At 68.6% G+C, this 16725-nt stretch carries 15 protein-coding genes and 1 pseudogene; 7 read left to right on the forward strand and 9 right to left on the reverse strand.

The window, feature by feature from the left end; genetic code table 11:
• Positions 1–58: 58 nt before the first annotated feature.
• Entirely contained in the window at positions 59–655 is a 597-nt protein-coding gene (locus ALI144C_RS03520; RefSeq protein WP_076985537.1) for a DUF1989 domain-containing protein, read from the forward strand.
• A 132-nt stretch (positions 656–787) separates the two neighbouring features.
• Complete coding sequence (locus ALI144C_RS03525; protein WP_076985538.1) at positions 788–2017, forward strand: right-handed parallel beta-helix repeat-containing protein; 1230 nt, start codon at positions 788–790, stop codon at positions 2015–2017.
• Positions 2018–2091: 74 nt separating this feature from the next.
• Here the strand turns inward: ALI144C_RS03525 and ALI144C_RS03530 are convergent, their stop codons facing one another.
• Positions 2092–2328, reverse strand: a complete 237-nt coding sequence (locus ALI144C_RS03530) for a hypothetical protein (protein ID WP_076985539.1) — start codon at positions 2326–2328, stop codon at positions 2092–2094.
• Positions 2329–2940: 612 nt separating this feature from the next.
• Between ALI144C_RS03530 and ALI144C_RS03540 the strand changes: the two genes are divergently transcribed.
• Positions 2941–4131, forward strand: a complete 1191-nt coding sequence (locus ALI144C_RS03540; RefSeq protein WP_143230378.1) for a hypothetical protein — start codon at positions 2941–2943, stop codon at positions 4129–4131.
• A gap of 127 nt (positions 4132–4258) precedes the next feature.
• On the opposite strand, the pseudogene ALI144C_RS03545 reads toward ALI144C_RS03540, so the two are convergent.
• Positions 4259–5967 (reverse strand): annotated as a pseudogene (locus ALI144C_RS03545) (FAD-binding dehydrogenase).
• Between the two features lie 243 nt (positions 5968–6210).
• Between ALI144C_RS03545 and ALI144C_RS03550 the strand changes: the two are divergent.
• Both ALI144C_RS03550 and ALI144C_RS03555 read left to right on the forward strand, forming a co-directional pair.
• Positions 6211–6963, forward strand: coding sequence for a phosphotransferase (locus tag ALI144C_RS03550; RefSeq protein ID WP_076985541.1), 753 nt, complete (start codon positions 6211–6213; stop codon positions 6961–6963).
• A gap of 173 nt (positions 6964–7136) precedes the next feature.
• Complete coding sequence (locus ALI144C_RS03555; protein WP_076985542.1) at positions 7137–7784, forward strand: class I SAM-dependent methyltransferase; 648 nt, start codon at positions 7137–7139, stop codon at positions 7782–7784.
• On the opposite strand, the gene ALI144C_RS03560 is transcribed toward ALI144C_RS03555, so the two are convergent.
• Positions 7763–8440 carry a helix-turn-helix domain-containing protein gene (locus ALI144C_RS03560; RefSeq protein WP_237773952.1) on the reverse strand — a complete coding sequence of 226 codons (678 nt, stop codon included), beginning with the start codon at positions 8438–8440 and terminating at the stop codon, positions 7763–7765. The two genes, ALI144C_RS03555 and ALI144C_RS03560, sit on opposite strands and share 22 nt — an antisense overlap.
• Before the next feature lie 100 nt (positions 8441–8540).
• Between ALI144C_RS03560 and ALI144C_RS03565 the strand changes: the two genes are divergently transcribed.
• Positions 8541–11318, forward strand: coding sequence for an AfsR/SARP family transcriptional regulator (locus ALI144C_RS03565; RefSeq protein ID WP_168211160.1), 2778 nt, complete (start codon positions 8541–8543; stop codon positions 11316–11318).
• Positions 11319–11362: 44 nt separating this feature from the next.
• Here ALI144C_RS03565 and ALI144C_RS03570 read toward each other — a convergent pair whose 3' ends face one another.
• The 5 genes from ALI144C_RS03570 to ALI144C_RS03590 form a co-directional block, all read right to left on the reverse strand.
• Entirely contained in the window at positions 11363–11839 is a 477-nt protein-coding gene (locus tag ALI144C_RS03570) for a hypothetical protein (protein WP_076985544.1), read from the reverse strand.
• A 109-nt stretch (positions 11840–11948) separates the two neighbouring features.
• Complete coding sequence (locus ALI144C_RS03575) at positions 11949–12497, reverse strand: carboxymuconolactone decarboxylase family protein (RefSeq protein ID WP_076985545.1); 549 nt, start codon at positions 12495–12497, stop codon at positions 11949–11951.
• A gap of 88 nt (positions 12498–12585) precedes the next feature.
• Positions 12586–13014, reverse strand: coding sequence for a winged helix-turn-helix transcriptional regulator (locus ALI144C_RS03580; protein ID WP_083752676.1), 429 nt, complete (start codon positions 13012–13014; stop codon positions 12586–12588).
• Positions 13015–13024: 10 nt separating this feature from the next.
• Positions 13025–13876, reverse strand: a complete 852-nt coding sequence (locus tag ALI144C_RS03585; protein WP_076985546.1) for an MBL fold metallo-hydrolase — start codon at positions 13874–13876, stop codon at positions 13025–13027.
• A 109-nt stretch (positions 13877–13985) separates the two neighbouring features.
• Positions 13986–14906 carry a threonine/serine dehydratase gene (locus tag ALI144C_RS03590; protein ID WP_076985547.1) on the reverse strand — a complete coding sequence of 307 codons (921 nt, stop codon included), beginning with the start codon at positions 14904–14906 and terminating at the stop codon, positions 13986–13988.
• Between the two features lie 85 nt (positions 14907–14991).
• Between ALI144C_RS03590 and ALI144C_RS03595 the strand changes: the two genes are divergently transcribed.
• Positions 14992–15897 carry a LysR family transcriptional regulator gene (locus ALI144C_RS03595; protein ID WP_076985548.1) on the forward strand — a complete coding sequence of 302 codons (906 nt, stop codon included), beginning with the start codon at positions 14992–14994 and terminating at the stop codon, positions 15895–15897.
• A 5-nt stretch (positions 15898–15902) separates the two neighbouring features.
• Here ALI144C_RS03595 and ALI144C_RS03600 read toward each other — a convergent pair whose 3' ends face one another.
• Positions 15903–16682 carry a carboxypeptidase-like regulatory domain-containing protein gene (locus tag ALI144C_RS03600; protein WP_168211161.1) on the reverse strand — a complete coding sequence of 260 codons (780 nt, stop codon included), beginning with the start codon at positions 16680–16682 and terminating at the stop codon, positions 15903–15905.
• Positions 16683–16725 lie beyond the last annotated feature (43 nt).

The following is a 16725-nucleotide window of genomic DNA, read 5'->3' on the forward strand; positions in this document are numbered from 1 at the left end:
GGTCCTGTCCGTGGTCGATCATCCCTGGGAAACACTGTCGTGCTGGAAGTGGAGACCCATGGGGATCAGGTCGGTGACGGTACCCGCGCAGAGCGGTCGTGCGGTGGACGCGGTGGAGGGCGATCTCCTGCACATCGTCGATCTCGACGGGCACCAGGTCGGCGACCTCTGGCTGATCGACGCGAAGGACCACACGCGCTGGCTCTCGGTCGGTCACACCCGTGATCGGGGCGAGCGGCTGTTTCCTCTGGTGGGTCAGCACTTTCTCGACCGTTTCGGTGATCCGATCGCCGAACTGGTCGCCGACGACTCCCCGGGCAAGCACGACATGCTGTTTCCTCCTTGCGACCGTTCGCTCTACGAGAGCGAAGGGTTGGTGGATCACCCGAACTGCTATGACAACTTCGTTTCCGCGACCGCCTCGGTCGGTCTGCGGCTGCCGGTCGTGCCCGACCCGGTCAACGTCTTCCAGAACTCCGCTCCTGAGGCTGACGGCACCCTGATCGTGGGCACCGCCGCGTCCGAGCCCGGGGACTCGATCACCTTCCGGCTGATGCGCGATGTGATCGTCGTGCTGACAGCGTGTTCGGTCGACTACTGGCCGACGAACAACATGGAGTGCACTCCCCTGCTCATGCGGATCGAATCGGCCTGACAGCCACGCCCGTCTCGGTGTGCCATCCGGGCGCACAGTGACCAGCGCACCGAGTTCTCGGATCAGTCGAGCGGACCGGGAAGGGTCCCCGGACACCCAGGCCAAGCTGCCCCGCAACCACAGGAGGGGCACATGGACTGGAACAAAGTCGCGCTGGCTGTCGCGGCCACGGTGGCAGCGGGCCTGACGACGGCGGCAGGAGCGGCATCTGCGGACGTGCCACCGCCGGTGTCGGGGCGGACTCTCACGGTCGGGCCCGGCGGGCAGTACTCGACTGTCCAGGCAGCCGCCGACGCGGCACGGCCCGGCGACAACGTGCGGATCGCCCCGGGCGTCCACACCGGCGGCCTGTCGATCAGGACCAGCGGATCACCCGGCAAGTACATCACCTTCTACAGCGAGGGCGGGACCGCCGTCGTCAAAGGCAGAGGCGGCTCGAAGGGCCTGCTCGCCCTCGGCAACCACTCGTGGCTGCGGTTCCACAACCTGACCTTCGCCGGGTCACGCGGGTTCGGCGCGTACGCCGACGGCGGGCATGACCTGGTCTTCGAGAACTTCGGGATCGACGGCTCGCAGGACGGCGGACTGGTGCTGCTGAACACGTCCAACGTCCTGGTGGACGGCTGTGAGATCAAGGGGACCAACGCCGAGGGCACGTCAGCGGACCACGAGGCGCTCAGCCTGGGCCACGGGACACGGGACGCCGAGGTCAGAAACTGCCGCGTGCACGACAACGGTGAGGAAGGCATCGACGTCAAGTACACCGAGAACGCCCGGATCTCCATCCACGACAACGTGTCGTCGAACAACCGCGGCCCGAACATCTACGTGGACTCCGCGTCCGACGTCCAGGTCTACAACAACGTGGTCAGCGGCGCGAAGGGCGAGACCAAGGCGGGGATCGCGCTGGCCGTCGAGGACTGGTCGGAAACCCGGGAACTGGACAACGTCAAGGTGTACAACAACGTCTCGTACGGCAACGCACAGGCGGGCCTGAGCATCTGGGTCGAGTCGAGCGGCACGCTGTCCAACGTGCACATCGTCAACAACACGTTCTACGGCAACAAGAAGGGCGCCATCTCCTTCGACGGCGACGAGTACGCCGGCGTGAACATCCTGCGCAACAACATCTTCGCGGAGGGCCCCGCGGCCAACACCGGCTTTGTCAGCGACCACAACGTCACCGGTGACCCCGGTTTCGCCGATCCACGCGCGGGCGACTTCCACCTCACGGCAGCGGCGGCGAAAGCCATCGACAAGGGATCCGCGGCGTACGCCCCTGCCTTCGACCGGGACAACAACCCCCGCCCGGCGTGCGCGGGCCACGACATCGGCGCCTACGAATACAAGGAGGGACGATGAGCGGCGACGACGGACTCGGCGACTGAGCGGCGGGCACGGCGGGGGTATTCGCCGCCGTGCCCGTCAAATCGAAATCACGTGTAGTGGCCGTTGTAAAGCGCCCACCCAGCGTGCCGGTCAGGCGGATAGCAGCGATGGGTGTCCGCCTCGCGATCGGCTGCCGCGTGGCATTCCGCTTCGGTCGGGTAGTAGCCGCCGAATTCCCATTCGTAGATTCCCCGCGCACCGGCCGCGGTACCGGCGGCTGCGGCCGGAGCCACGATGACCAGCGCGGCAACGGCAGTGAAGACCGTTCTCAGCAGGCTTCTCATTCTCACAGCAACCCCCTCTGACGGGTTTCGCCATACCAAATATTCTGCCTCATAAGCGTTTTCCCGAATCGATCCGCCGCCAAGTTAGCCGACCTCGGCCGCGATCGGCTGGTTCCCCGGCGGAAACACCTGAATCGCGTATTCACTGACCGTAGGACAGGCGAAGCCGCTCGTTGACCAACACGTTGAGCCGGTGACGCATGTGCCCCAGTTTTGCTGTCGTCCGGAGCAGGGCCCGTGGTGGTGAGAGTCCAGCGCAACGCACATACACCCCGGTCGTCCGTGTGCAGGTCGAACCGGATGCGGTCGTTCGGGCGGTCCGGCCACAGCGAGGTCCACACCACCGTGCTTGGGCGTACCGCTTCCAGCACCCGGGGTTCGACTTCGTCGTCCAACTGGTCGAGCCAGGGCCGCGCGGCCTCTGCCCGTGGCTCGGTCAACGAGTCCCAGACGACGTGCGGCGGGGCGGGCGGGAGCCGCTTCCTGCTGCCGAGTTCGCGCACAGTGCCAGGCTAGGTGCTGGACTTCGCTGAATTCGCCGGGTAGGTGTACGACTCAACGTCTTCACCACCGCCGACAGTTGCGCCGTACCAGAGTGAGGTAGCGGTTCTCATGGCGATCACTTTCAAGGTCTTCGGCCAGCTCACCCTCTGGTTTGCCTATGTCGGTGCCATTCACTGGTTGCTGTACCTGCTCGCGGCTAGTTCGGTGTTCAACCTCGCTCGACTTCGCCACCCCCATGACTTCGCCGATCAAGAGCCGGACTCCACCAAACCGTGGGCCCGCCGAATCGGCGTCGGCTGCTCCGTCGTGGCGGTGCCGCTGGCCATCGGCCTTGGGCTCTGGGCTTTCACCCAGAAGTCCGGCGCCTCTCCAGCGGTCCAAGGGATTTCCTTGGTCATACCACTGACCTTGGCCGTTTTTTGCACACACGAAGGCGTAAAAAGCTATCGAGAGATGCGCAACGATCCCACCCTGTCATCGCCGCGGACCGAGATACTCGGCCGTTACTACAGCCGCCTGATCAACGACATCATACTGATGATCGCCAATCGGCAGATGGCCAGCATCTACTGGAGCAGCGTCATATTGACGACGATCCTGATCACGTTCGAGTCACCGACACTCCAGCCACTGTTGAAGGAGGCACCCGCAGGTGGGACGAGCACCGATTCGAACTGGGCCGGCCTGGGAGTCATCACGTTCTTCGTCGTCCTCAAAGTGGTGACCAAGATCCGTGAGGTGACCAACGCCCAGGTCCGCTTCCTGGAGACCTACCTCCAGCTCTACCGGAGGCGGGCGCTGCACGACACGGCACAATGGCGCTTCCGAACAGGGGCCCGCGCTTCTCGATGGCGAAGTCCCGAGCACAAAACGGGGATGGAACTTGCTGTCATCCTTGAGCGGTGTGTGGCTGACACACAACGCCGCCTGGAGGCGCGTGATGCCGCGATTGTGGGCAACACGTACTATCGGCTGGCCACTCTGCTCCGCCGAGCGTCGATCCGCGGCAGGGATTCACGCGCAGCGGGCGACTATTTCGATGGCCTGGTCGCCGTGAGTTGCACATTGTTGCTCGAGGGCAACCCAGTGGCGGCCGCTCAAACCTTTGAGCATGTGACGGCTGACGAGCCGGAACCGACGCCGCCAACCGCAGGCCGCTTGCGCAGACTGCTCAGCAATCTGGGTGACAACCTGGAACGACACGAGAAGACCGTCAGGAGTCTCGGTTTCCTGGCTGTACTGCTCGTGCTGATCGCCACCGGCCAGTTCGGACGGCTTGCCGAGATTTTCACCAAGTAGCCAGTCACTTTCACAGCGGATCGCTCGGGTCACCCGCGCTGTCGGCTGTCACGGCTCTGTGCCAGGTCGAGATCGAGCGGAATGCCGAGGTCGGCAGGCGGCCCCGGCATCGCCGGCTGTCAGATGACTACGCGCTCGCCGCGGCGGCGGCGCGACCGGCTTGTCTGCCGGAGAACAGGCAGCCGCCGAGGAACGTCCCCTCCAGCGCGCGGTACCCGTGGACGCCACCGCCGCCGAAGCCCGCCACCTCGCCCGCGGCGTACAGGCCGGGGATCGGTCGGCCGTTCGCGCCGACCACCCGGCCGGACAGGTCGGTCTGCAGTCCACCGAGGGTCTTGCGGGTCAGGATGTTCATCCGGATCGCGATCAGCGGACCGGCCGCCGGGTCGAGGATCTTGTGCAGCGAGGCCGTGCGGGCGAGGCTGTCGCCGCTGTAGGCCAACGAGTTGCGGATGCCCATGATCTGGCCGTCCTTGGTGAACGGGTTGTCCACCTGCTGGTCGCGCATGACGATCTGCTTGCGCAGCTCGTCGAGCTCGACCAGGTTCGTGCCGGTGAGCCGGTTCATGCCTGCGACGAGGTCGGGCAGCGAGTCGGCGATGACGAAGTCCGCCCCGCGGTCCATGAACGCCTTGACCGGCGGCGGTGTGCTGGTGAGCAGGCGCATGGCCAGGTAGCCGATCAGGTCCTTGCGGGTCAGTTCCGGATTCTGCTCGGAGCCGGACAGCACGAACTCCTTGTCGATGATCCGTTTGTTGAGCACGAACCACGAGTAGTCGTGCCCGGAACGGCCGATCAGCTCCAGCGTGCCGAGGGTGTCGTAGCTGGGCACGCCGGGGTTGGCGAACCGGCGTCCTTTCGCGTCGAACCACATCGACGACGGCGCGGCGAGCACGCGGATGCCGTGGCCGGGCCAGATCGGGCTGTGGTTGATCATCCCTCGGTGTAGTGCCACATGCGGTCGCGGTTGACCAGCCGCGCCCCGGCCGCCTCGCTGATGGCCAGCATCCGGCCGTCGACGTGCGCGGGCACACCGGTGATCAACCGGGCGGGCGGTGGGCCGAGGCGGGCGGGCCAGTTGCGGCGCACGAGCTCCTGGTTGCCGCCGATGCCGCCGGAGGTGACGATGACGATCGGCGCCCGCAGCTCGAAGTCGCCGACCTTGGTGCGGGAGCTGGGTGTGCCGCGGGCGGCGCTGCTGGGTTCCAGGATCGAGCCGCGCACACCGCTGACGGCGCCGCCTGCCATCGTGATCCCGTCGACCTGGTGGCGGAAGCGGAAGCTCACCTTGCCCTGGGCCACGGCGGTCCGCACGAGCTTCTCGAACGGCTCCATCACGCCGGGGCCGGTGCCGAGCGTGAGGTGGAAGCGCGGGACGGAGTTGCCCGGCCCGTCGGCCAGTTGCCCGCCGCGTTCGGCCCAGCCGACGATCGGCACCCACGTCACCCCGAGCCCGGCCAGCCACGCCCGTTTCTCCCCCGCGGCGAACTGCAGGTACGCCTCGGCCCAGCGGGACGCCCAATAGTCCTCGCCGAGCGGGTCGTCGACGCCGCGGTCGAAGCCCGCGTTGCTGAACCAGTCGTTGCGGGCCAGGTCGATCGAGTCCTTGATGCCCGCGGTGCGCTGCTCGGGCGAGTTGACGAAGAACAGCCCGCCGAGCGACCAGAACGCCTGTCCGCCGAGGCTGGCCTCCGGCTCCTGGTCGACCAGCAGGACCCGGCGACCGGCGGCGGCGAGCTCGGCGGTCGCCACGAGCCCGGCCAGCCCGGCACCGACCACGATCGCGTCCGCGTCGGCCCGCGGGCCGGCGACGGCGGATTCGCCCAGGCCCAGCATGCCCAGTGCGGAACCGGCGGCGACACCGCTGCCCGTGGCGAGCAGATGGCGGCGGCTCATGCTGTAACTGCTGTCCGGCCTCGTCATCGAGCCTCCCTGACCGCGTTGTTACTCATCGGTAGTCAGCCAACCAGGGGTGCCCGCGCGGGCGATAGAGGTGAGTCGCCAACCCCGTTCGTGTCCGTTGTGCCCGTTGCACAACGAAGGCGGATATTCGGTGGTGGACCTCGATAAGTTGCCCTTATGGACTTCGGCGGTGGCTGGGACAGCGTGGCGACCCTGGTGGACGGTCGGTGGGTGGAACGCCGTCCACGCCGCCCGGAGGTGGTGGACCTGCTGCTGATGGAAACGCGGGTGATGCCGTGGCTGGCTCCGCAGTTGCCGTTGGCCGTGCCACGGCCGGAGGTCGCGCAGTTGGAGCCGTTGGTCGTGCGGCACGAACTGGTCCCCGGCGAGCCGATCGAGGACTTCAGCGAGGACAACGGACGGCAACTGGGCGAGTTCCTGCGGGCACTGCACGGCGTCGACGCGGCCGACGCCGTGGCACACGGGCTGGCGAAGTCTGACGATCGAGCCGAGACAGTCGCGCGGTTCCGTGCCGACGTCGTGCCGCTGGTTCCCGACGCCCTGACAGCGCGTGCCACGGCTCTGCTGGACGCCATCGCCGACCTGCCGTCCGACGCGGTGGTGCACGGCGACATCGGCCCGGAGCACATCCTGTGCGTCGGCGACCGGGTGACCGGCGTGATCGACTTCTCCGACGCGCACACCGGGGACCCCGCCATCGACCTGGCCTGGCTGCTGAACGGGACACCGGAGCACTTCGCACGTGCCGTGGCCAAGGAGTACGGTGTCTCCCCCGAGGTCCGCGACCGGGCGTTGCTGTGGCACCAACTGGGCCCGTGGTACGAGGTCACGTTCGGCATGGACAACGACGAGCCTGACGACGTCGAATCCGGGCTGGCCGGAGTGGTGAGCAGACTCGACCTCGGCTGAAGGCCTTGACCTCAAGTCAAGTCGAGATATCACGCTGGTCCGCATGACCACGACACACGACGGGCGGCGGCAAGGTCGCCTGTCAGAACACGGGTGTGCTCGACACGTAACCGCCAATGCCACGAGCGGTTCGTTCAAGACCAGGACCCGGTGCGCGGCCGACACTGCCGTGCATGAGCGAGACCGCATTCACCCCCGCGCTGGGCCGCTTCGCACCTACCCGGTTCTACGACAACGCCATCACGCTGACACGTGAGCGCTTGTGGCGCGCTCTGGTCGCGATGCACGTGGCACCGCGGCCCGACGACGTGATCGTCGACGTCGGCTGCGGCACCGGCTCGCTGGCGCTGTTGTTGAACCGGGTGGAACCGATGGCGCGGGTCGTGGGCGTGGATCCGGACCCTGACGTGCTGGCAGTGGCCAAGGGCAAGCCCGGGGCGGCCGGTGTCCGGTGGTTGACCGGGATCGGCGACACGCTGACGCAGACGCTGGGCCCGGCCTCGGCGGACACTGTCGTGTCCAGCCTTGTGCTGCACCAGTGCCCGGTCGCGGTGAAACGGTCCGTGCTCGCGTCGATGTTCGCGGTGCTGAGTCCCGGTGGCAAACTGGTGATCGCCGACTACGGGCTCCAGCGGACGCCGCTGATGCGCCTGGCGTTCAGGATCGTGCAGTTCGCGGACGGCAAACAGGACACCCAGCCCAATGCGGACGGCGTGCTTCCGGAACTGATCACCGAAGCCGGGTTCCGTGCCGTTCGTGAAACCGAGGTGGTGCCGACGGTCAGCGGCTCGATCTCGATCTACACGGCCCGGCGGGATTGACCACGCAGGACGGGCAGCACGGCTGCGGGTGTCACGCCCATCATCTCGCGCATCTGACGAGTGAGGTGGGCCTGGTCGGCGAAGCCCGCCGTGACGGCCGCCTCAGCCAACGAGCAGCCGTCACGCAGTTCCTCCGCTGCCCGGCGTAGCCGCGCCCATATCCGCCACCGGGTCAGCGGCATGCCGAGTTGTCGCTGTGCCAACGCACGCAGCCGCTGCGGCGACAGGCCGACCGCCGCCGCCACGTCCGGCATGGGGACGCTGCGATCCGCCACCATGGTCAACGCCCGCACCAGACGGGGATCCACCTCAGTGGACGGTTCACGAGTGATCTCGTCCACACTCAGGTCCGCCAAGTCGGGCGCGGCGGTGAGTGCGTTGCCGCCGGGGCGCTCGCGCAACCGGTCGGCGAACGCGCGGTGCGGCTCGACGAAGAAGGTGAGCAGGTCCGCCGCGGCGAGGATGCGGTGCCGGACCATCGGCGGCACCAGCAGCGCCACGCTCTGGTGCCTGACCGCCGCCGCGTCCACCATGGCCACTTCGCCGCGGGGCGCGATGGCGATCTGGAACGCGGCGTGCCGGTGTACGCCGCTGTCCGTCACCGGGCCCCGGTAGACGGCGTACCCCGCGCCGATCTCGAAGCTGGGCACGGTCACCTGATGATCGTGCCACGGCAGGTGTTGACTACGTGTTGGTCACGTGGTGACCAAGTATGGCCAGGCAGTGCCATTTCCAGGCATGCTGGTCACCATCGTGATGAGTTCTTCTGTCGAGATCAACGTGCTCGGTCCGTGGCAGGCTTTCGTCGGCGGCCGTCCCGTCGTGGTGCAGGCCGGGCACCAGCGGACGTTGCTGTCGTCGCTCGTGCTGTCAGCGGGCCAGCCCGTCATGGCCGACACGCTGGCCGGGCAGGTCTGGGGCGACCAGCAGCCGGTGAACGTCCGCGGCGCCTTGTCGACGTACGCCACCCGGTTACGCGCAGTGTTCGGAAAGGACGCCATCGTAGCCAATCCCGGCGGGGGTTACTGCCTGTCGGTCGACCAGGACAATGTGGACCTGCACCGCTTCCGCAGGCTGCTGCGGCAGGCGCGGGGCGCCGACAGCGCCAGGACCGAGCTCGGGTTGCTGCGGGAAGCGCTTGGCCTGTGGCGTGGCCGCCCGTTCACCGGTGTCGAGTCCGACTGGCTCGACATGGACGTCGTGCCGTCGCTCACCGAGGAGTGGTTCACCGCGACCGAACGCCGGATCGACCTGGATCTGGCGGTTGGCGCGTCCTCGGCGGCCATCGCCGAACTGTCCGGGTTGACCACCCAGTTCCCGCTGCGGGAGTCGTTGTGGCTCCGGCTGATCGACGCGATGTGGCGCACGGGACGGCGTGCCGACGCGCTGTCCGCGTACCGGCGTGTCCGTTCTGTGCTGCGGGACGAACTCGGCGTCGAGCCGGACGTGGACCTGCAGCGGCTGCACCGGGAACTGCTGCGCGACATCGCCGACGAGCGGGTGACGCCGTTGCGCGCGAGCGCCGCGCCCGGCCCGCACGAGCTTCCGCCTGACAACGTCAGGTTCGTCGGCAGGCGTGCCGAGCTCGCCACACTGGACGACCTGGTCGCCACGATCACCTTCGCCACGGGTGCGGGCGAACCGCCGACGATCGTCGTGGCCATCGACGGCGCGCCCGGCACCGGCAAGACGGCACTGGCTCTGCACTGGGCGCACCGGATGGCCCACCGGCACCCGGACACCCAGCTGTACCTGAACCTGCGCGGCTATTCCGCGGAGGATCCCGTTCGCCCGGCCGCCGCGGTCGAGACCATGCTGCGATCGCTCGGCGTACCCATCGAACGCATCCCCGCCGAACTGGACGAGCGGTCAGCGCTGTTGCGCAGCACGCTTGCCGGACGCAAACCGTTGATGCTGCTGGACAACGCCCGCGACGCCGCCCAGGTGCGCGCGTTGTTGCCGGGCGCGGGTGGGCTGGTGATCGTGACCAGCCGCAACCAGCTGCGGTCACTGTCCATCCGGGATGGCGCGCAACGGCTGAGCCTGCAACGGCTCAGCCACGACGACGCCGTGGAGTTGCTGGGGTCGACGGCCGGGACGGCACGGGTCGCGGCCGAGCCGCAGGCGGCCGGGCAGCTCGCGGAGCTGTGTGAGGGGTTGCCGCTGGCGTTGGCGATCGTCGCCGAACGGGCCCAGCGCACGGACACCCTCAGCCATGTCGTCCAGGCGCTGACCGACGAGATGGGTGAACCGGCGGCGTTCCGGTCCGGGATGGGCAGCGAGCTGTACGCCGCGTTGTCGTGGTCCTACCGGGCACTCGACCCGCTCGCGGCCACGATGTTCCGCAAGCTCGGTCTGCACCCCGCCAACGACATCAGCACGGATGCCGCGGCCGTCATCGTGGACCTGCCGTCCACACGGGCCAGGCAGGTCCTCGATCAGCTCCACGACGCGCACATGGTCGAACAACTCCGGCCCAAGCGGTACGAACTGCACGACCTCATCCGGCTGTACGCGGCCGAGGAGGCACATCGCACCGACAGCCCCGATGCCAACACCGCGGCGATCCGCCGGGTCCTCGACTGGTACCTGCACACCGCGGTGAGCGCCGAGTCCGTGCTGCAACCACGGCGGCGATTCGACTTCGTGGCACCGCTGACCCCGGCCGTGCCGCCGGTCGTCTTCGCCGACCAGGCCGCGGCGACGGGCTGGTTCGAGCGGGAGTTCGACTGCCTGCGGTCGGTGGTCCGCTGGGCCGCCACGCACGGGTGGGGCGGTCACGCGTGGCGCATCGTGATCGCGATGACCACGTTCCTCGACCGGCGGGTCGCGTGGCAGGAAAGCGTCGAACTGCTGGAGACCGCGCTGGCCGCGGCGCGGGCGGCCGAGGACCGCGTCGGCGAGGGGTACGCGTTCAATTCGCTGTCCTGCCAGCAGATCGACAAGAACGAGTTCGCCGGGGCAAGGCGCAACCTGGAACAGGCCATCGACTGCTTCGTCGACACCGGCCACCAGGCAGGCGAGACGATGGCGCTGTCCAACCTGGGGCTGGTGCACGGGCAGGCGGGCGAGCCCGAACGTGGACTACAGGTCTGCGCGAGCGCGCTGGCACTGGCCGAGACACTGGGGTATCAGCGCGGTGTCGCCAACAACCACAACAACATGGCCACCGCCCACGTCGCACTGGGCGACTACGACAAAGCCATCGACTGCTTCCGGCGCGCCGACCGGTTGTTCGCCGAGATCGGGGACATCGAACCCCGGTCGCTCAACCTCCAGGAGCTGGGACGCGCCTACGCCACCACCGGCCAGCACACCAAGGCGATCCGCGCGTTGCGCCGGGCCGCGGCGGGGTACGGCCAGCTCGGCAACCGGCGCTGGCAAGCGATCGCGCTCTACGACCTCGGCAACGCGATCGCGTGCACCGGCCATCCCGGGTGGGCACGGCACTGCTGGCACGCGGCTCTCGTGGTGATGCGGGAACTTGCGGATCCTCGAACGGCGGAGCTGGAGGAACTGCTCGAAGCGGGCTGAGCACGGGGTGGGCCCCTCGACCCCACCCCGTGGCGTGAACCGGCTCAGCCGCCGGTGACTCCGAAACCGCAGGCGAAGTACCCCTTGCCTTCCTTGACGACCTTGACCGTGATCGGCGAGTCACCCGGCATCTCCACCGGCACTGTCCACTCGTCACCGTCCTCCCGCGGCTCGCCGGGAGTCCCCTTCGGGAACGCCTTCTGCGCGGGCGGGTCGAGTTCCTTCTCCAGTGCGAACTTGCCGGTCCTGTTCACCGGGCTCGACCAGTGCTCGCACACCGCGGCTTCGATCTTGTCGTCGTCGCCTGCCTTGACGCCGTCGATCAGCGCCTGCACAGCGGCTTTCGGGGACTTCGCACCGGGCCTGGCCGATGATTGCGCCGTAGTTCCCTTGTCACCGGACGACCCGTCGGAAGATCCGACAGGGACAGCGCTGCCGTCCGTCGAACTGCCGCATGCCGTGACCAGACCGGCGATCACCACAGCCGCCCCCAGTACCCCGATCCGCATCTTCCTGTCCACTCCCGTTGTCCTGTCTGCCCCTGTGCCGAGCAGTGAAACAGGACTCGCGTCGGGGCACTACATGATCAACGGGAAATACCGCGACAGTTGACCCGTCTACCGCAGAGGTTTACCACCTGGCGGCCCACGGCTCGCGTGGCAGGTCCGCGGCGCCGATGACGAACGAGATGACGTGGTACCAGCCTGCTGTGACAACGAGTTCGAGGATCTGGGCGTCGGTGAGTTCACCGGCGAGGGACGCGAACGTGGCGTCGGTCAGCTTGCCGGTGTCGTGCAGTTCGTCGGCCAGGCGGAGGACCGTGCGATCCAGGTCGCTCCACGACGGGTGGTCCGGATCGACCGCGGCCGTGGCGGCGAGTTGCTCGGGCGTGAACTCGGCGGCGGCGGCGAAAACCGTTGCGTGGACGCCCCATTCGTACTCCGCGCCGCAGCGGGCACAGGTGCGTTGGATGACGAGTTCACGCAGGCGTGTGGGGACGGTGCCGTGGCCGAGGATGCCCGCGCCGAGCGGACGCATGCGGGACGCCAGGTCCGGGTGGCGCACGAGGGTGCGGAACAGCATCAGCGGCTCCATGCCCGGCGTGGTCAGTTTGGCGAGCACGGCCGCGGCGGCGTCGTCGTAGGGCGGCTGTGCGGGAGCGATACGTGGTCCGGTCATCGAATGGACTCCCGTCTCGAATTTCGAAGCACACGATAGCGCTTCGAAATCAGAATCACAAGCGGGCGGGCCGGTGGGCCGAGCGGAGTCAGGCAGGCGAGTCGTAGCGCGCCCGCGCGTCGTTGACCTCGTTGATGTGCACCTCGGCCCAGTCCCGGATCGCCGCGAGCGGGACGGTGAGGGTGTGCCCGAGATCGGTCAGCGTGTACTCCACTTTGGGTGGGACGGTCGGGTGCGTCGTGCGGGTGAGCAGGCCGTCCCGTTCGAGGCTGCGCAGTGTCTGGGTGAGCATCTTCTCGCTGACGCCGTCGATGGCGTGCCGGAGTTCGCTGTAGCGCTTGGTTCCCGTGGACAAGCAGCCGACGATCAGCGCGGTCCACTTGTCGGCGATGCGGTCGAGGACCTGCCGTGACGGGCACGGCGCGCTGTAGACGTCGGCAGGGCGTCCGTCGGGCAGCCAGGCCAACACCCGGCCAGGCGTGCCCGGCCGGGGCCTGCGGGTGCGAGGTGCGGGCATGATCGTGACGTTATGCGATTTCCGGCCCGCCGGCCCAGACTCGCCGTGAGACGGGCGGCAGGACCCGGCCGAACACCTGCCCCGCGAAATGGCCGCCCGCGAGGATCGTGCGCCCGTCGGCCACGTCGTCGAGCAACCGCTCGCGCGTGTCCACCCCCGCCTCGGCGTCCACGTCGAACGCGAAACTCCAGTGGCTTTCGGCGACCTGGACCTGGCAGTGCATGACGTCACCGAGGACGACCACGCGCCGCCGGTCGTCGCCGCCGCCGGTCACCTCGATGCTGTGGTGGCCCGGGGTGTGCCCGGGTGTGGCCAGGACACGGATCCCGGGCGCGATGACGTCGTCGTGGTCGACGAAGCCGATCACGTCCGCCAACGGCTGCTGCACGGTCTCCGGGTCCGGGCCGACGAGTTCCTCGGTGCCCCACCAATGGGTCCATTCGGCCTTGCCGACCAGGTGCTTGGCGTGCGGGAAGGTCAAACCTCCTCCGGGGCCGGTGGTCCAGCCGACGTGATCGTGGTGCAGGTGGGTGTAGACGACGGTGTCGACGTCACCAGGCGCCAGGTCTTCGGCGGCGAGGGCGTCGAGCAGGCCGCCGCCGTGGAACTCGGCCTTGCCGGGCAGGTCGAACTCGACCGGGCCGAGACCGAGATCGACGAGCACGACCCGGTCTGCCGTGCGGATCAGGAACGACCCGATGCTGACCGGGAACCAGCCGCGCTCGTCGAGGAACGCCGCGTGCGCCGCCCACTCGCTGGACGGGAAGAACACGGCGGGGTTGAGCCAGGCGTGCCCGTCGGGCAGATAGGTGACGGTCGTGTCGCCGAGGCGGACCTGGGCGCGGGAAGCGGGGTGAGCCATGCTGTCTCTCCTTTGTGGAACGGTGATCCCCACTCACCCTGGGAGAGCCACGGTCCAAAAGGAAGTACGCACTTGCAAGTGCGCCGCCCGGGTCCGGCGGGACGATCTCCTACCCGAGGTCGCTCGAATCCGTGTTGCCGCCCGAAAGCACGACGACGACGCGTTCGCCCGGCTGAGGTGTGTAAGCCCCGGACGTCAACGCCGCCAGCGCCACGGCGGCCCCGTGCTCGACGGCGACCTGCCGTTGATCCCACAGCAGCTTGCGGGCGGCGACGATGTCGCTCTCCTCGACCAGGACGGACCGCACGCCCGTGCGAACGGCCACGTCGTAGGGGACCTGGCCGAGGAGCGTGGCACCGAGCGAGTCCGCGGCCACACCGGAAACACCGACCTCGACGGGCTTTCCGGCGACCAGGGCGGCGTTGAACGTGGGGCACTCGACCGGCTCGACACCGACGACCCGCGCCTTGCCCTCGGTGGCCGCGGCGATCCCCGCCATCAGCCCTCCCCCGCCGACCGCGACCAGGATCGTGTCGACCCGTCCGCCGGTCTGCTCCAGGATCTCGGTGCCCAGCGTGCCCTGGCCCGCGCAGACCTCCGGCTGGTCGAAGGCGTGGCAGAACAGGGCGCCGGTCTGCTCGGCGTGCCTGATCGCCGCTTCGTACGCGTCGTGGTACTTGGCCCCCACCTGCTCGATCTCGGCGCCCATTTCGCGCAGCTTCCGCACCTTCACGGCGGGCGCTGTGCGTGGCACGAACACCCGGGCGTGGGTGCCACTGCGGGCCGCCGCGTAGACGACACCCAGCGCGGCGTTGCCGCCGGACGCGCCGACCACACCCGCGTCGGGCAGCCCGCCCTGTTCAGCCGCGGTGAGGATGCGGTTGACCATGCCGCGAGCCTTGAACGACCCGGTGTGCTGCGCCAGTTCCAGTTTCAGGTGGAGGGCCGTCTCGACCTGGATGAGCGGGGTGGTCCTGATGTGGGGCTGGATGCGCCGCCGGGCCGCGGCGACGTCGGATGCGTCGATCACGACCCCAGCCTGGCAAGTGACTGCCTTAAGCACCAGCTAGATCTACTATGGCTCGTTAAGCAGTGCTTAAGCCAGGGAGGTGCGCGTGCTGGACGTCAACCGGCTCGCCGTGCTGGTGCAGATCGCCCACCACGGCTCGATCACCGCCGCCGCCACCCAGCTGTCGATCACACCCGCGGCCGTGTCCCAGCAGCTGGCCAAGCTCGAACGCGAGGTCGGCTGCCCCTTGGTCGACCGGCACCCGCGCGGGGTGCGGCTCACCACGGTCGGCACCGCGTTGGCCGCGCACGCCGAGACGATCGTTGGCCAACTGCGGGCCGCGGAACAGCACGTGCAGGTGCTGCTCGACCAGCAACCGACCCACCTCGCGGTCGGCACGTTCGCCAGTGCCGGGCAGACGCTCGTACCTCCGGCCTTGGCGCGGTTCAGGCGCGAGTACCCGGATGTCGCGCTGGCTCTGCGTGACCTCGAACCGCCGGACGGCTACGGGCTGGTGACCTCACGGGAACTGGACCTGCTGATCACACACGGCTACCCGGGTGGCACCATGCCCGACGCGCAGGGACTGCGCCGGTTCCTCCTGCTGACCGACCCGTTGCGCCTGGCACTGCCGGCGAGCGACCCGATGGCCACGCGGCAGCGGATCGCGTTGAAGAACCTCACGGGCCACGAGTGGATCTCCGGCGGCCAGGGCATCCCCAACCGGGTCTGCCTGGAACACCTTGCCCGGCAGGCGAAAGTACGGGTCCACGTCGCCTACGAGACGGCCGACTACCAGGTCACCCTCGCTCTCGTCGCCGCAGGGCTCGGCGTGGCGCTCGTACCGTCGAGCCTCCTGGACGGGCCGCCCGACCGCCGGGTCGCGGTGCGCGCGCTGACCGGCGAACCCGTCACCCGCGGCATCTACCTGGCGCACCACAAACAACCCAATCCCCTGGCACACGCGATGATCGGGTTCCTGACACGGGCGGCGGGCGCGCGAACCCGTTAGGACGGTCAGAACTTGGGTTCCACCTCGAAGGTGACACGAGACGTCTCGTTCGCCCGTACCCCGGCGTGGGACACCGTGCCGCCGCGAACCAGCCACCAGCCCTCGGGCGCCCGCACACGGATCTCGTACTCGCCTGCCGGGAGGTCGGCGATGGAGAACTCCCCGTCCGCACCGGTGACCGCGGTCGCGATCCGTTCGATGTCACGCAGCCCGACCAGGGTCACGCGGACGTACTGCAACCCTTCACCCGGGTCGCGCTGGCCATTGTGGTCGCGGTCGTAGTAGCTGGCACCGGTCATGATGCCCTTGCCGCCGGGAACTGACGCTCCCGCGAGGGCCCGGTTGTTCGATTCGTCGGAGTCGCCGTTGTCCGCGCCGAAGCCGTACAGGAACGTCACACGGCCCGAGTTGACCGCACCGCTGGGCACCACCCCCTGGATCCTGACGTAGACGGTCTTGCCCGCGGGCACCGTGACTCCCTTGTCACTCCAGTCGACCCCGCCCCAGTCCTTCACCTTCAGCTCGTCCGACTCCCCGGTGCCCCCTTCGACGATCTTGACGCCGACCGCGTCGACCGGGCCGTGGTTGTGCAGGGTGATCGTCACGGCCGCCGCGTCACCTGCGGCGTACTCGTACCTGTCGAAGCGCGTTGCCGTCACCGCGACGTTGGGAACGCTGGATTCGGTGTCCGCCGCGAACGCGGCACCGGACACTGTGGGCAGGGCGACCGCGGCGGTGAGCGCGGTGACCACCGCTGCTCCGCGTACCCGAGCGTGTTTCGACATCGAGACCCCCAAGTCAAGTGGAGCGGGCGACCGGATCGACCCG

Origin of the sequence: Actinosynnema sp. ALI-1.44, from assembly GCF_001984155.1 — a bacterium.
Classification (GTDB): domain Bacteria; phylum Actinomycetota; class Actinomycetes; order Mycobacteriales; family Pseudonocardiaceae; genus Kibdelosporangium.

What these genes read in the sequence shown, in the direction of transcription:
- ALI144C_RS03520 (WP_076985537.1), top strand. Translation starts at nt 59, where the DNA reads ATGGGGATCAGGTCGGTGACGGTACCCGCGCAGAGCGGTCGTGCGGTG.
- ALI144C_RS03525 (WP_076985538.1), top strand. Translation starts at nt 788, where the DNA reads ATGGACTGGAACAAAGTCGCGCTGGCTGTCGCGGCCACGGTGGCAGCG.
- ALI144C_RS03530 (WP_076985539.1), bottom strand. Translation starts at nt 2,328, where the DNA reads ATGAGAAGCCTGCTGAGAACGGTCTTCACTGCCGTTGCCGCGCTGGTC.
- ALI144C_RS03540 (WP_143230378.1), top strand. Translation starts at nt 2,941, where the DNA reads ATGGCGATCACTTTCAAGGTCTTCGGCCAGCTCACCCTCTGGTTTGCC.
- ALI144C_RS03550 (WP_076985541.1), top strand. Translation starts at nt 6,211, where the DNA reads ATGGACTTCGGCGGTGGCTGGGACAGCGTGGCGACCCTGGTGGACGGT.
- ALI144C_RS03555 (WP_076985542.1), top strand. Translation starts at nt 7,137, where the DNA reads ATGAGCGAGACCGCATTCACCCCCGCGCTGGGCCGCTTCGCACCTACC.
- ALI144C_RS03565 (WP_168211160.1), top strand. Translation starts at nt 8,541, where the DNA reads ATGAGTTCTTCTGTCGAGATCAACGTGCTCGGTCCGTGGCAGGCTTTC.
- ALI144C_RS03575 (WP_076985545.1), bottom strand. Translation starts at nt 12,497, where the DNA reads ATGACCGGACCACGTATCGCTCCCGCACAGCCGCCCTACGACGACGCC.
- ALI144C_RS03580 (WP_083752676.1), bottom strand. Translation starts at nt 13,014, where the DNA reads ATGCCCGCACCTCGCACCCGCAGGCCCCGGCCGGGCACGCCTGGCCGG.
- ALI144C_RS03585 (WP_076985546.1), bottom strand. Translation starts at nt 13,876, where the DNA reads ATGGCTCACCCCGCTTCCCGCGCCCAGGTCCGCCTCGGCGACACGACC.
- ALI144C_RS03600 (WP_168211161.1), bottom strand. Translation starts at nt 16,682, where the DNA reads ATGTCGAAACACGCTCGGGTACGCGGAGCAGCGGTGGTCACCGCGCTC.